Origin of the sequence: Clostridium sp. J1101437_171009_A5, from assembly GCF_015547905.1 — a bacterium.
Classification (GTDB): domain Bacteria; phylum Bacillota; class Clostridia; order Oscillospirales; family Oscillospiraceae; genus Pseudoflavonifractor_A; species Pseudoflavonifractor_A gallinarum.
On record NZ_JADMVY010000001.1, the window covers coordinates 68,795 to 83,633 of the forward strand.

9 protein-coding genes and 1 pseudogene are annotated in these 14,839 nt (G+C 57.3%); 4 read left to right on the plus strand and 6 right to left on the minus strand.

The features are described 5' to 3' along the window. Positions 1-66: 66 nt before the first annotated feature. The 5 genes and pseudogenes from nifJ to I2C21_RS17475 form a co-directional block, all read right to left on the minus strand. Positions 67-3,579, minus strand: a complete 3,513-nt coding sequence (gene nifJ / locus I2C21_RS00465; protein WP_195278237.1) for a pyruvate:ferredoxin (flavodoxin) oxidoreductase — start codon at positions 3,577-3,579, stop codon at positions 67-69. Continuing rightward, positions 3,576-4,535 carry a 3-hydroxyacyl-CoA dehydrogenase family protein gene (locus tag I2C21_RS00470; RefSeq protein WP_195278238.1) on the minus strand — a complete coding sequence of 320 codons (960 nt, stop codon included), beginning with the start codon at positions 4,533-4,535 and terminating at the stop codon, positions 3,576-3,578. Before I2C21_RS00470 ends, nifJ begins: the two co-directional genes overlap by 4 nt. After that, positions 4,532-5,248, minus strand: coding sequence for a hypothetical protein (locus tag I2C21_RS17885; RefSeq protein ID WP_502709452.1), 717 nt, complete (start codon positions 5,246-5,248; stop codon positions 4,532-4,534). Before I2C21_RS17885 ends, I2C21_RS00470 begins: the two co-directional genes overlap by 4 nt. Beyond that, positions 5,240-5,719, minus strand: a pseudogene (locus tag I2C21_RS17890) (dihydroxy-acid dehydratase domain-containing protein); the annotation flags it as partial. The pseudogene I2C21_RS17890 and the gene I2C21_RS17885, both read right to left, overlap by 9 nt. Further along, entirely contained in the window at positions 5,607-6,233 is a 627-nt protein-coding gene (locus tag I2C21_RS17475; protein ID WP_353654754.1) for a dihydroxy-acid dehydratase domain-containing protein, read from the minus strand. The gene I2C21_RS17475 and the pseudogene I2C21_RS17890, both read right to left, overlap by 113 nt. A 266-nt stretch (positions 6,234-6,499) precedes the next feature. Between I2C21_RS17475 and I2C21_RS00480 the strand changes: the two genes are divergently transcribed. The 4 genes from I2C21_RS00480 (at position 6,500) to uppS (ending at position 13,788) form a co-directional block, all read left to right on the plus strand. After that, a complete protein-coding gene (locus tag I2C21_RS00480) occupies positions 6,500-7,225 on the plus strand; it encodes a FadR/GntR family transcriptional regulator (RefSeq protein WP_193539301.1) in 726 nt (241 codons plus the stop codon). 422 nt (positions 7,226-7,647) lie between these two features. Then, positions 7,648-8,994, plus strand: coding sequence for a hypothetical protein (locus I2C21_RS00485; protein ID WP_195278239.1), 1,347 nt, complete (start codon positions 7,648-7,650; stop codon positions 8,992-8,994). 17 nt (positions 8,995-9,011) lie between these two features. Further along, entirely contained in the window at positions 9,012-12,929 is a 3,918-nt protein-coding gene (locus I2C21_RS00490) for an S-layer homology domain-containing protein (RefSeq protein ID WP_195278240.1), read from the plus strand. A 217-nt stretch (positions 12,930-13,146) separates the two neighbouring features. Then, positions 13,147-13,788 carry a polyprenyl diphosphate synthase gene (gene uppS, locus I2C21_RS00495; RefSeq protein ID WP_195278241.1) on the plus strand — a complete coding sequence of 214 codons (642 nt, stop codon included), beginning with the start codon at positions 13,147-13,149 and terminating at the stop codon, positions 13,786-13,788. A gap of 112 nt (positions 13,789-13,900) precedes the next feature. Here the strand turns inward: uppS and I2C21_RS00500 are convergent, their stop codons facing one another. Continuing rightward, the gene (locus I2C21_RS00500; protein WP_101693346.1) at positions 13,901-14,818 is read right to left on the minus strand and encodes a glycosyltransferase family 2 protein; all 918 of its coding nucleotides are present in this window, start codon (positions 14,816-14,818) and stop codon (positions 13,901-13,903) included. Positions 14,819-14,839 lie beyond the last annotated feature (21 nt).

Here is a 14,839-nt window from a genome sequence, read left to right on the forward strand (position 1 = left end):
TGATCAAATAGAATGGTTGGTAGCTTCTATGGATCGCGCCCTAGGGCGCGGTGGAACCAATCGTGGTTATGTCTCGGGATGAGACAGGATCTCATAGGCTGTCCGGCGCGCCCGGGCATCCCGGCAGGCCTTCTCCTCCAGGCGCTGGGCTCGATCCGGGAAGCGAAGAGCCAGGGAGGCATACCGATTCTCTCCCCGCAAAAAGTCCTCCAGGGAGCCGGTGGGTGCCTTGGAGTCCAGCTGGAAGGGATTCTTCCCCGCCTGGGCCCGTGTGGGATCGTAGCGGTAGAGATGCCAGTAACCCGCCTCCACTGCCCGCTTCATCTCCTGCTGGCTGCATCCCATGCCGCACTTGAGGCCATGTTCGATGCAGGGACAATAGGCAATGATGAGAGATGGGCCGGGATAGGCCTCCGCCTCCCGCATGGCTCGCAGGCACTGTTCTGGATCGGCTCCCAGAGCCACCTGGGCCACATAGATATAACCGTAGCTCATGGCGATCCGTCCCAGATCCTTCTTGCCGGTCTCCTTCCCGGCGGCGGCAAATTTGGCCACTGCCCCTGCAGAGGTAGATTTGGAGGACTGACCGCCAGTATTGGAGTAGACTTCAGTGTCCAGCACCAGCATGTTGATATTTTCTCCGCTGGCCAGCACGTGGTCCAGGCCGCCAAAGCCAATGTCATAGGCCCAGCCGTCTCCTCCAAAGGCCCACACCGATTTCCGCGCCAGATAGGATCGGCCCTCCAGCACAGTCTGGGCGGCACGGGCGGCCTCCCCGGTGAGTTGGGCTCCCTCCAGGGCATCCAACAGGTCGTCGGAGGCGGCGGGAGCGGCATCGGTATCCAAGTAGGCCTGAGCCTCTGTTATACCGGCCTGAGCCAGTACCCGAACCGACTCGCCCAGGGCCTCCCGTTCCTGCTGAGCCGCAAGAAACATACCATAGGCATATTCCGCACAATCCTCAAACAGAGACATGGCCCAGGCCGGTCCCCTGCCCTCACGGTTGGTGGTATAGGGGGTCGATGGCGTGGAACCGCCGTAGGCGGTGGAACACCCCGAGGCGTTGGCAATGTACATCCGATCCCCAAATAGCTGGGTGAGCAGTTTAATGTAGGGGGTCTCCCCACAGCCGGCACACGCTCCGGGGAACTCAAAGAGCGGCTGAGCAAACTGGCTGGACTTTACGTTGGCGGCACTCACCGCGTCCTTTTTCACCTGCACCTGTTCTACCGCGTAGGTCCAGTTGGCATCCTCTTCCCGGGCCTGGTCCAGAGGAACCAGTTTTAAGGCCTTTTCCTGGGCCGGGCAGCAATTGACGCAGCTGCCGCAGCCGGTGCAGTCCAAGGGGGAGATCTGAATCCGGTAGGTATATTTCTCCAATCCCTTGCCCCGGGCGGACAGGGTCACAAAGGTGTCGGGGCGCTTGTCTTCCTCCTCCTGATTCAGCAGGAAGGGACGGATGGCCGCGTGGGGACAGACCAGGCTACACCGGTTACACTGGATGCAGTGATCCGGCAGCCAGCAAGGGACCTGATAGGCGGTGCCCCGCTTCTCATAGGCAGTGCTTCCTGGCGGGAAGGAGCCATCTTCCATCCCCACAAAGGCACTCACCGGCAGGCGATCGCCCTGCTGACGATTCATTACACTGGCCATTTTCTCTACATAGGTCGGGACGGAGCGCACAGGGACAGGTACATCCTCAGCCTGGGCCCAGTGCTCCGGAATGGGAAAGCTGCGCAGCTGGCTGAGCCCCGCATCCACAGCGGCGCAGTTGAGATCCACTACCTTTTGCCCCGCCTTTTTATAATAGGTCTTGTAGATGGCCTGCTTCATCAACTGGGCCGCCTGGTCCATGGGCAACAAGCCGGCCAGCTGGAAGAAGGCCGCCTGGAGCACCGTGTTGATTCGCCCTCCCAGTCCCAAGCGCTGGGCAATCCCTCCAGCATCAATGAGGCAGAGCTTGGCATTCTTCTCCGCCAGCCCCCGCTTGAACGAAGCGGGCAGGTGGCATTCCAGTTCCTCGTCGGTCCAGGGACAGTTGAGCAGGAAGGTGCCTCCAGGCTTCAGGTCAGCAGTCATGTCATAAACTCGGAGGTAGGCAGGGGTATGGCAGGCCACCAAGTCAGCCCGGGTAACCAGATAGGAACCCCGGATCGGTCTGTGGGAAAAACGCAGATGGCTCTGGGTCAGGCCCCCTGACTTCTTGGAGTCGTAGACAAAATAGGCCTGGGTATACAGGTCGGTGGCCTCTCCCACGATCTTGGCACTGTTTTTATTGGCCCCGACGGTTCCATCGCTCCCCAGGCCCCAGATCTTGCAGGCAAAATCCCCTGGGACAGAGAGATCCGGGTCAGGAAGCATGGGCAGAGAGAGATGGGTGACATCATCCTCGATACCAATGGTAAAACCATTTCTGGGCTGGTCGCTGGCCAAGTTCTCATAGACTGAGAGGATCTGACCGGGAGTGGTATCCTTGGACGCCAGACCATATCGGCCGCCTACGATGCGCATATCGGGGTTTGCTCTGTAAAAGACATTGCATACATCGGAGTACAAGGGCTCCCCGGTTGCCCCGGGCTCCTTGGTCCGATCCAGCACGGCAATGCGCTCGACCGAAGGGGGAATGGCCGCCAGCAGGTGTTCGGCCGAGAAGGGCCGATAAAGGCGTACCGCCACCATACCTACCTTGCCCCCCTGTGCATTGAGGTAGTCCACTGTCTCCATGATGGCACCGCACACCGATCCCATGGCGATGATGATGTCCCGGGGCTCCTCCGCTCCGTAATAGTCAAATAAGTGGTAACTGCGGCCGGTAAGTGCGGAAATCTGGTCCATATAGCCCTGAACGATACCGGGCACCGCATTATGGAAGGGATTGGATGCCTCCCGCTGCTGGAAGAAGATGTCTGGGTTCTGCGTAGTGCCCCGGGTGCAGGGATGGTCTGGGTTAAGGGCCCTGGCCCGGAAGGCCCGGATGGCATCCCAATCCACCAGAGGCGCCAATGCCTCATCTTTGATCACATCAATCTTCTGGATCTCATGGCTGGTGCGAAATCCGTCAAAGAAGTGGAGGAACGGTACTCGTCCCTTGATTGCTGACAGATGGGCCACCGCTCCCAGATCCATCGCCTCTTGGGGACTGGCAGAAGCCAGCAGGGCAAAGCCGGTCTGGCGGCAGGCCATCACATCGGAATGATCTCCGAAGATGGACAGGGCATGGGCGGACAAGGTCCGGGCAGATACATGGAACACGCCCGGGAGCAGTTCACCGGCAATCTTGTACATGTTGGGGATCATCAGCAGCAGCCCCTGAGATGCGGTGTAGGTGGTGGTCAGGGCACCCGCCCCCAGGCTGCCGTGGACGGTACCGGCAGCGCCTCCCTCACTCTGCATCTCCACCACTCGGACAGGTTGTCCAAATAGGTTCTTACGTCCGGACGCTGCCCACTCGTCCACCTGCTCGGCCATGGGGGACGAAGGGGTGATGGGAAAAATACTCGCTACCTCGGTGAAGAAGTATGACACGTGGGCAGCGGCTGTGTTCCCATCCATGGCCGCCTTGTAAGTATACTGGTTCATACATCCTCTCTCTTTCCGAACAGGCACTGAGACAGTTTGAGAAATTCCGCATCCCGTTTGGCGATGGCCTTGGCCGCCTTATCTCCGCTGTAGTCGTGGAAACCAGCACCGCTCTTGACTCCCAGTCGGCCCGCTTCAAAGTTCTCCTGGATGATTCGAGGCACACAGGTGTCGTTACACAGTTGGCCGAAGAGATAGCTGCCCACATTGTAAAAGACATCGATCCCGCCAAAATCCACGGTCTCAAAGGGGCCCAAGCAGGCATAGCGCATCCCCAGGCCGTATTTCATCACGCTGTCTACGTCCTCCAGGCTGGCATACCCCTCCTCCACAATGTGGCAGGCCTCCCGCAGCAGTGCATACTGGAGTCGATTGAGCACAAAGCCGGGCGGATCCTTGTGGACCATCACCGGGTGCTGCTCCAAGCGGAGGGCCAGAGAACGAATCGTCTCCAGACAGTCCGGGCTGCTCTTCTCCCCGGCGATGACCTCCACCAGGGGGATGAGATGGGGTGGATTGACCCAGTGCATCCCGGCAAAGCGCTCCGGATGCTTCACGGCCTGGGCAATCTGAGAGATGGAGAGGCCGGAGGTATTGGTGGCCAGCACGACATCCTCTCCCACCAGCTCGGATACCTCAGACCAGAAGCTATGCTTCACCGCCATCTTCTCTACAATGGCCTCCAGCACGAAGTCTGCACGGGTAAATACCTCTTTCTCGGTCGTGTAGCAGATCTGCTGCACCAAGTCCCTGGACTCCTCCTGGGTAAGGGCCCCCTGGTCCACCATGGCCTTTTGGTTGATGGCGATGAGGGAGGCCGCCTTATCCAACGCCTCCTTGGCAATGTCGTAAAGAGTGACGGAATAGCCATGGGCCGCAAAAATCTGGGCAAAGGATGCCCCCATCACCCCGGATCCCGCCAATACGACATGCCGGATGTCTGCTGCCTGTTTCATCGTTCTACCTCCTCTTCTCCACAATGGATGACCGCGCCCTGGGCCGCCGAGGAGGCCCAACGGGCATAACACTGTAAATATCCTCTGGGGGCCTGCACCGGCGGGGGTGTCCACTTGGCCCGGCGGCGAGCCAGCTCATCTTCCTCTACCAGCAAGTCCAACCGTCCGGCGGGCACGTCGATGACAATCTCATCCCCGTCCTCTACCAGAGCGATAGGCCCCCCTTCGGCGGCCTCGGGGGAGATATGCCCCACAAAGCAGCCATTGTTGGTGCCTGAAAACCGTCCGTCGGTGACTAAGGCCGTCTGCTCGGCTAACCCTCGACCATAGAGGAATTTCATAGCCCTGTACATCTCCCGCATACCGGGTCCCCCCTTGGGCCCCTCATAGCGGATGACCACCACATCGCCTGGCTGAACAGTCCCGGCCAGAATAGCCTCGTTCGCTGCTTCCTCCTGGTTAAACACGCGGGCCTTTCCGCGGAATCGCTGTAAATGAGGTCCATATGCCCCCGGCTTGGTAACCGCTGTGTGGGGGGCCAGATTCCCCCGGAGCACCGCCACACCCCCGTGGAGGCCATAGGCAGTCTCCCGTGTGCGGATGAGCTCCGGGTTATCCGGGAAGAGGTAGTGGTACCCCTTCAAGTTCTCCCCCACCGTCTGTCCGGTACAGGTGAGGGCGGTGGAGTCGATAAGATCACCCAGCCGTTCCATCAGCCGTGGAATCCCACCCGCACGGTGGAACTCCTCCATATCATAGGCCGCCGCAGGATTCACCTTTACCAAATGGGGCGTAGTGTGGTACATCTGATCAAAAAGATCCATGACACTTCCGCTCCATCCCGCCTCATAGGCCACCGCGCTGAGATGAAGCACTGCGTTTGTGCTGCCGCTGATGGCCTACACGACCCGCACCGCATTGCGCAGGGCCCTTTCATCCAGGATTTTTCGAGGGGTAATCCCCGCCTCCACCAGCTGACAGATCCGGATGCCCGCCTCATAGGCGCTGCGCTGCCGGTCAGCCCAGACGGCCGGGATAAGGGCACTGCCCGGAAGGCTCATTCCCAGAGCCTCACTGACACAGGCCATGGTGTTGGCCGTGCCCAAAAAGGAACAGGACCCACAGCCTGGACAGCTTACATCCTCCCAGGGCCCGCAGCTGAGCGGCGGTAATGCGTCCGGCATGGTACATGCCGGCGGCCTCATCATTGGAGGTGGCATCTGATTTGCGCCCGTCAAACATTCCGCCTCCCTGCATTACTCCTCCGGTGACCACAATGGTCGGAATATCCAATCGGGCCGCAGCCATAAGCATCCCAGGCAGGATCTTATCACAGGAGGCCAGCAGCACCAGGGCATCCAGTCGGTGCGCTTGGGCCTCGATTTCTACCGAATTGCATACCACCTCACGAGCAGGCAGAATATACTTCATCCCCTCGTGGCCGTTGGCAATCCCGTCACAACAGGAGATAACTCCGAACTCCACCGCCGTTCCCCCTGCGCGGTAGATCCCCTTGCGCACAAAGTCGGCCAGCTCCCGCAGGTTGTAATGGCCTGGAACCAAGGTACTCCAAGAGTTTGCAATTCCGATGACAGGCCGGTTCGTAAGTTCTTCCTCGGAATACCCCATGGCCTTGTACAGGGAGCGGCACAGCCCATTGTCCGTCCCGGTCAAATTGGTGCTGCTTCTCAACGTCACATCCCTCAGCTCCTCTGACATATGTTGTCTGACTTCATGCAATAATATTATCACATCTATCATAAATGTCAAACATTAATTTAACGGCTCTATAATTTTAGTCATATTGCCAATAGCATCTGTGAAAATTGTGTAAATCGACGGCTATTTTCAAATTGCATGATGTCATACAAACAGGTATAATAAAAAATAAATGAAACTGTTTTTCTGCGTGCCCGCCCCTGTTTCTGGTGCGGGCGGCCGTGTTTAAATGAGGAAGTGTTTGTATGAACCAGGTACAGCAGCCGCAGACCTCTCCCCTTTCTCCCTCCGAGGTGTTCTCCCATCTCACCGTCACCAGTCGGAGGGCTATTTCAGAGGAGCTGTTTGAGAAACTGCGGGAAGCTATTCTCTCCGGGGCACTGCCCGAAGGTTACCCTTTTCCCAACGAGAACGAACTGTGCAAGAAGCTCAATATCGGACGCAGCACTCTGCGGGAAGCCTATGCGCCCTTGGAAACGCTGCACTTGATTACCCGCACTAAGACAGGCACTTGTGTCAGCAAAGAGTCAGATCGGCGCAATGCTATGAACTTTGATGCCATTGCTCAATATACCCAGCCCCAAAATATGATAGAGTACCGGCGGATTGTAGAGGTAGGAGTGGCCCAGTTAGCTGCGCAGAAAGCTGCCCGGGAGGATATTGTAGAGCTGGAGTCCATTGTGGCCGAGATGGAGAAACATGGGGATGATCCGGAGACTCTGACCCAGCTGGATTTTCAGTTTCACTCTACTCTGGCCCGGATTACTGGCAATGAGCTGCTGATGATCTCCTTCAATACCATCCGCATTGTCTATGAGCGGTTTGTAAAGGAGCAGTTCGGCAAAAACCTGCTGAACACTTCCTTACAGGACCACAGGGCATTAATTGAGTCTCTGCGGGCAAACGACTCTGAGCGGGCCGGCAAACTGATGCAGGAACATCTGTCCCACATCGAACAGGTTGCCAAGTGAATGTATGTGCCCCGATATCTCCGGTGGACAAACCATTCACGCATGCGGAGTATCATGAAAGGATCCAAAATGTTCTTTGGATGATACTCCGCATTTTTATATTCAAATCTATACGGCACTCTGTGTGAAGGCGTAGCATGAATGCTACGCCTTCTCTCATATTGGTCAGCCCCTTGCAGCACACAGTACTGGTTCCGGCCGTCACCTTACCGAGGGCTGCGGCAAGCGCCAGATCTCTCAGAAGAGGAAACTGAGCTTCAAACTGTGCAAAGAAAAAACAAGCATCGTGCACACCATTTCAAAAGGCCCTGTGCTATACTGAATTTAATCTCAATTCTAATCTTTTAGGGGGGACAGGCATGCTCTTATTCAGTCAATACCTCCGAGAACTGCTGGAAATAAAGCAGATGTCAATCTCTGCCTTGTCCCGGCTTTCCGGTGTAGAGCGAACGGCTCTCTCCAAAACTCTGGCCGGTCAGCGGGTACTGCCCTATGCCGCTCTGGACAGTCTCATTTACCACTTGCGCCTAACCCTGAGAGAGGAGAGCCGGCTGCGCGGTTATTACGACGCCCAGTTTGAAAAAGAAGGCATCCGCCGTTCTCGGGAGATGGTGGGCCGGATGTTTTCTGACCTGGCCGAACTGGACTTCACTCCACCGGCCTTCGAGGAGAGCCGGCTGTTGCTGGACCTGGATGGCTATGCCGGGCAGCGGTCCATCTTTACCGGCACCACCAATGTGCAGCCTTTACTGCGCTTGGTGCTCTCTCAAGAGCTCACCCGACCGGACGCCCGGGTAGAACTCACGGTCCCCCCTACCGACGCCTTCCTGGCCGGGGAGCTGCTGCGCCGGTATCTGGACGGCCGTATGGGAGCAGATGTGCGTCAGATCATCGCATTTGATGCCTCCGGCTCTCTGGAGGACATCAATCTCCATAATTTAAAGTGCTTTTGCAGTATCTTCCCCATCTGCCTGTTGTCCAAGCGGCACTACCACCCCTACTATTACTACGATAATACCCTGACCGCCCGGTACACCGATCCCTACCCCTATTTTCTGGTCACCCACAGCTGCGTGGTCTGTCTCTCCGAGGATGGCGGACAGGCTATGCTCCTACGGGGCGCAGATCAGGTAGAGGGTTATCATCGGCACTTTCAGACCCTGCTGGAGCGGTGCCATCCCCTGATCCAATACACCTCCGATCCGGTAGAGATCCTGGAGTCCTATGACGGCTGCACCGATATGGATGGTTTCTACATGATCATGGATCAACCCTGCTTCGGACGGTTTTATGATGAGGCCACCATTGGCCAGTATCTGCGCGCCGAACTGCCTTTCCACGACCGGCTGGAGGGTGTAGCACGGAAGCGATTTGGAAAGCTGCGAACCGTGGAGCGGTTCTGCCAAACCGGCTCCCTGGACGACTTCCCGGTGGCCTTTGTGGCCCCCTTCCCGCCGGAGGTACGGCGGCAGCTTCTGAACGCCCTGGCCGGACACATCCGCAGCGGGGACATCACCGGCCGCATCCTGTCGCCGGGGACCTTCCCCGACTACCTGAGCATGACCACCTCCCAGCGCTCGGGCGTGGGCTTCTTTACCACGGAGCGCTTCCCGCTCCAGGATGGCTTCTGCTCCGTCCAGGTGAAGGAGCCCGACCTGTGCCGGGCCTTCCACGGCTGGCTCACCCATCTGCCCGCCAGCGCCCAGGCTCTGGGGGCAGAGGAAACGGCGGAGACGCTGGAGACACTGGGGAGGACCTGCAGAACATGAGAGAAGGAGAGAGGAACATGAGAGACAGAAAAAAACGAATCCTAAGCATTCTGACCGCACTGGCCCTGGCTCTGGGGCTGTGTACGCCATTGGGCAGGCTGGTGCCGAAAGCGGAGGCGGCAAGCTCCCCCAAACTCGCCGCACCGGTGCTGGACGACTTTCTCGTACCGGTTTCCCAGGTCACGAAGGTCCCCACCGGATACACCGGCGTGTACACCGCCACTGACCTGCTGGCCATCTCAGACGCTCCCAACGGCAACTACATTCTGATGGCCGACATTGATCTGTCCGGCTATGACTGGACTCCCTTATGCAACGATTCCGAAGCGACCTTTACCGGTGTTTTTGAGGGCAACGGCCATGTGATCTCCAGCCTGAATGGCGTCAACGGCCTGTTCTCCTATACAGCTGCCGGAAGTAGCGGAGCAGAAATCCGGAATCTGGGCATCGAAAATGCCTCCATCCACGCGCAATATGAAAATCAGTGGTCAGGAATCATTGGCGGCATCGTCGCTTATGCCAAAGGTGACACCACCATCTCCAACTGCTATTTTCAGGGGGATATCGACAGCAACGCCAATATGATCGGCGGTATCGTAGGAAATCACAGCAACGAAAAACCGGTAGAATACTGCTGGATGGCAGGCAGCATCCGCTCCACCAATGCGGGTAGCAGCTATAACGAGCCGCTGGTAGGCGGTATTATCGGTCAATCCAACTACAGTAATTTGACCATCACCGGCTGTATCCACAGTGGCTCCATTGAAACCTCTGGTTATGCAACTTATGTCGGTGGAATCAGCGGCATGGCAGAGGGGACCATCTCCAACTGCCAGAACTACGGCTCCATTACTCAGTACGACCAATATGCCAATATCGGCGGCATTGTCAGCGGACTTTGGACACCTGAAATCGAGTCCTGTATGAATGCCGCGGATATCCAGATGGTGGGAAATGGTGCCGTCTCCCGCTCACGACTAGGCGGTATTACCGCTACCACCGCCAACATCAGTAACTGCTTCAACTGCGGCGATATCACTGCCGATGGCGCCTCCTATGTCGGGGGAATCACCGCCGAGAACGGCCATGCGGATAACAGTTACAACGTGGGGTACGTGCATTTGGACAACCCGGCCACTGCCGGCGCTTTGGCCGGAGCTTATGGTTGCGGCGCTCTATTTGGGGAAGTTATGGGTATCTCCTCCAACTGCTACTATCTGGCCGGCGACCTGCCCGCCTATGAGAAGGTCAACGGCACTCCCACCCTCAACAACATCCGCTCCCTGACCGCCGACCAGATGAAAAACAGCGGCAGCTTCGGCGGCTTTAACTTTGACAGCGTATGGACTATGGGCAGCGGCAGCTACTTATACCCCGTTCTGAAAAGCATGGATCTCTCTGGCGGCTCTACCACCCAGCCCCCCTCCGGCGCTATCCCCACTCCAATTTTGGACGAGCCGACCTGCACGGAGGAGGGAGTATCCCTCTCCTGGACCCTGCCTCTGGAGGTACCGGACAAACCTCACACCGTGGATGGCTTCTATATCCTGCGCAAGACCGCCGGCGGCAGCTACCAACGCGTCGGCCAGGTGGGAGAGTACGACAATCTGTATACGGACACGTCGGTCCAGGAGGGCCAGACCTACACCTACACCATCCAGGCCTATTACCAGGACCAGACCGGGGACTACGACCAGACCGGGAAAACCATCACCTTCACCCGTCCGGTAACCGTCCCGGTGACGGTCGAAGTGAAGAACGTGGAATTCAGAATAGAAGGAGGAAAGAACGGCCTGAACACGGATACGCTGTGGATGGGTGCACAGTCAAAAGTTTATATTTATATCAAAGAGGATGCGGGTATCGAGCACGGCAGTGACCCAGGTTATGTGGTCCTGATGGACCGGGAAAGCGGAGCACAGCTGTGGCGCTCCGATACCATCCACTACTACACCAGTAGTTCCATCGCAGAGTCCCACCACTTTGACTTTGTGTTTAGACCGGAAGACTGCGTGGGTGGCTACCTCCCCAGTGGACGAGAGATCCAGTTCCGGATCATGGATGACACGGGGAAGGAGATCCTCACCTACAACTGCGAGACCTTCCCCCTTCAGCTCTGGAGCTTTGGCAATCCCAACAGTCCCTTTGACCAGGCGTTCCTGGAGCAGTTTTATTCGGAGAGCCGGGCGAAGGCCATCTTTAAGGCAGCCAAGTCGGATACATTAGGCGGAGATGGTCTGTGTGTCGGCATGTCCCTGCTGGTCTCCCTCATCAACAGCGACGGCATCGGGGAAATCGGTTTCTCCGGCTGTACCGAGCTCGGACAGGTCCAAAAGGACACCCCCCTGACCGGGTCTATGAAGGGCTATACAGCCCTGGACCTGATCAAGGCCTGTCAGGCCCGGCAGTATTTCGACAGTATCGTCCGCCAGCGAAAAGAGAACCGGGAGGATCTGACGGGGCTCATCGATGCAGTGGAGTCTTATGAGCGCGGTATCGGTGCTATGCCGGTGGTCATCATCTCGGTGCCCCAGGAGGGCGCGTCAGACTATGTCCACGCCCTGGCCGCCTATGCCGCCGAACCGGATGGAAAGGGCAACATGCGCATCGATGTATACGACCCCAATCATCCTGATATCATCGGAAGCTATATCCTCATCTACAATTATGAGAGCAGTGATCCTTTCTGGGTCTATCGGGAACAGTTTAGAGGCGGCGAGGGGGAGCTCAAAGTCCAAGGCGGGTCCCTGATAGATGATGTACTCCAGAAATACGGTCTCACCTACTTTACCAGTCGGAGTTACCCCATGCAGCAGGAGGATGATATCTGGATTAGCATTGCGGGCTATGACTTTTCCACCCTGAAGGACGGAGGCTTAGATATCACCGTCTTTGATCCCAACCGGTTCCAGGGCCTCAACGCCGCCTGGGTCTCCGGCCAGGGCACCTTGAGTCTGTCCAGCCTCACGGCTCAGGCGGAGATTGCCGACGACGAGACCTTCTACACCATCGACGCCGACGGCGGAAGCACCGACCTCACCCTGAAGGAGGGGTTGGACAGCGTCCATGTCACCGGCGAAGGAACACTGACCATCACCTGTGCCTACGAGGGGGAAAACGGCACTGTCTCTACCCGTTTCTCTGGCACTGCCAAAGACGGCGTCCGAGTGAACCGGACCGGCGATACCGTCCGCTTCTCCGGCGGGGAGAGCGGCACAGTCACCGTGACCTATGAAAACGGCAAAACCTGGACGGAGCAGGTGGAGCCGGGCAAGGACCTGAGCGTCACTGCTGATGGCAAGAATGAGCCATCCACTGGCGGCAAGAACGAGCCATCTACCGGCGACAAGAACGAGTCATCCACCAACGGTACCGTTTCTCAGAAGCCCGACAGCGTCCGCTTCTTCGACGACATCTCCTCTGACGACTACTTCTACGACGCGGTGGTCTGGGCGGTGGAGAACGGCATTACCACCGGGACCGGGGCCAACACCTTCTCCCCCAACCGCCCCTGCACCCGGGCCGAGGTAGTCACCCTTCTGTGGAGGGCGCTCTCCCTGGATGAGTCCAGCGCCCGCGCTCAGAGCAATCCCTTTGTGGATGTGGAGAACGACGACTACTTCCGGGACGCCGTCCTCTGGGCGGCGGAGTATGGCATCACTTCCGGTACCGACAAGAGCCACTTCTCCCCTGACAAGACCTGCACCCGGGCCGAGGTGGTCACCTTCCTGTGGCGCAGCCACTTCCCCACTGAGGTGGTCATGGACGGAACAGACTTCCGGGATGTCAGCAGCACCTCCTATTACTTTCTGCCGGTGAGCTGGGCCGTGAAGGAGGGCATCACCAGCGGCACCGGGAAGGACACCTTCTCCCCCAACATGGTCTGCACCCGTAGCCAGGTGGTCACCTTCCTCTACCGGTACTTTGGAGACTAACTCCTCCCCCGCATCTTCAAGGGCCCATCAAGCCATGATAAAATTCCAAGTAATCCCTATCACGATACTCGGACCAAAACAGAAAGACCGTCGGTATGTACCGGCGGTCTTTTTCTCCTTCAAAACCTGGATCCCCTGTATACTCTGTAAAAGTCACTTTTATTCCATGTATCATGATGGAAGAAAAGGTAAATACTAGAGAAAAGAAGGTGATGATATGCGAATTCCAAAGCACATCGGAATTATTCCAGATGGAAACAGGCGTTGGGCCAAATATGCAGGACTACAAAAGAAGGAAGGCTATGCCCACGGTTTGAAGCCTGGCTTGGATCTGTTGAGACTGGCAAAGGATGCAGGGATCCAGGAAATCACTTACTATGGTTTTACAACCGATAACTGCGGACGACCTCCGGAACAAGTCAAGGCTTTTTCCAAGGCCTGTGTTGACGCAGTAAATCTGATCGCATCGGAACCTGTTTCACTCCTTGTCGTGGGCGACGAAGATGCCTCTACATTTCCGAACGAACTCTTGCCATATACCACGCGAACCGACTTCAATGGCGGCGGCACTCGTGTCAATTTTCTGGTGAACTATGGGTGGGAATGGGATCTCGCCGGGTTAGATCATCCCGGCAGAAATCGCCGGAACATTTGCAGGGAACTTCATTCCCATGATATTTCACGGGTTGATCTGGTGATCCGTTGGGGCGGAATGCGCCGATTATCCGGCTTTTTGCCGGTGCAGTCCGTTTATGCGGATTTCTTTGTTGTGGATCGGCTCTGGCCTGATTTTCAAGTAGAGGACTTCGCTCAGGCGCTGCAATGGTATCAAGAGCAGGATGTGACTCTGGGCGGTTAACCATCGGCTCCCCTCCTCTATTACGAAAGCCGGAGCATCTATAATATGGATGCTCCGGCTTTATGCTTCTCCCGCGGAATCCAGGAGGAATCCTGTTCTCCGTACAGCTCCCCTACTCCCATAGCCGCATTTTCGTCCTGGTCCGGGTGCGTCCCCGCCGTGTCTTGCCACGCGGCTTTTTCGCGGGAAACACTTCTCTCAGGCGGGCCGGGAAATCCGGAAGTGTGATCCCGTCTACCGCCCCGGAGATCAGGTAGCCATAGACCTGCATTTTCTGCTTTTCGTACAGATCCAGCGCCTGATAGAGCTTTTTATAGTAGGAAAATGTGACCCGCTTCATCTCAATGGTATTGCGTACCGTGGCCTGTGTCACGACCAGGCTCTCCGGGCGCTTCACGTAATAGTAGACTGGATGGGGTACTGCCGCCACCAGGCGCACATGCCGCAGATATTCCAGGTTAAACAAAAAGTCCTCGCACCAACTCAGCCCTTCCGGGCACTTCAGCTCTTCCCGCTGGATGATGCTGCGCCGGTATAGCTTGTTCCAGAGCACACCATAGTAATAGTTGGCCGGCGCCTTTCGCATCTCCGTGGCGTATTCGCCCAGTGTCAGAACACAGCGCTTCTTAATATGCCCCCTGACGGCCATATGCTCCCCCGAGACACGGTAAAAGTGGCCCACCGTCAGATCTGCACCGGTGGATTCCGCTGCCCGCACCAGGCACTCCGTGGCGTCAGAAGGCAAATAGTCGTCCCCATCCACAAACTGAATGTATTTCCCGCTCGCTCTGGAAATAGCGGTATTTCGGGTGGCAGAAACGCCCCGATGGGGCAGATCCAGCACCTGAAAACGGCTGTCCTGCTCGGCAAACTGCCGGCAGATCTCCAGACTGTGATCCGGGCTTCCGTCATTGGCCAGCAATACCTCTATTTTCTCCCAGCTCTGTGTCCGGATACTCTCCAGACACCGCGCAATCTCCCGTTCTACCCGATAAACCGGCACAATAATGCTGACCAGCGGTCGCTCCATGCCCATCCTCCTCTGTTTTCG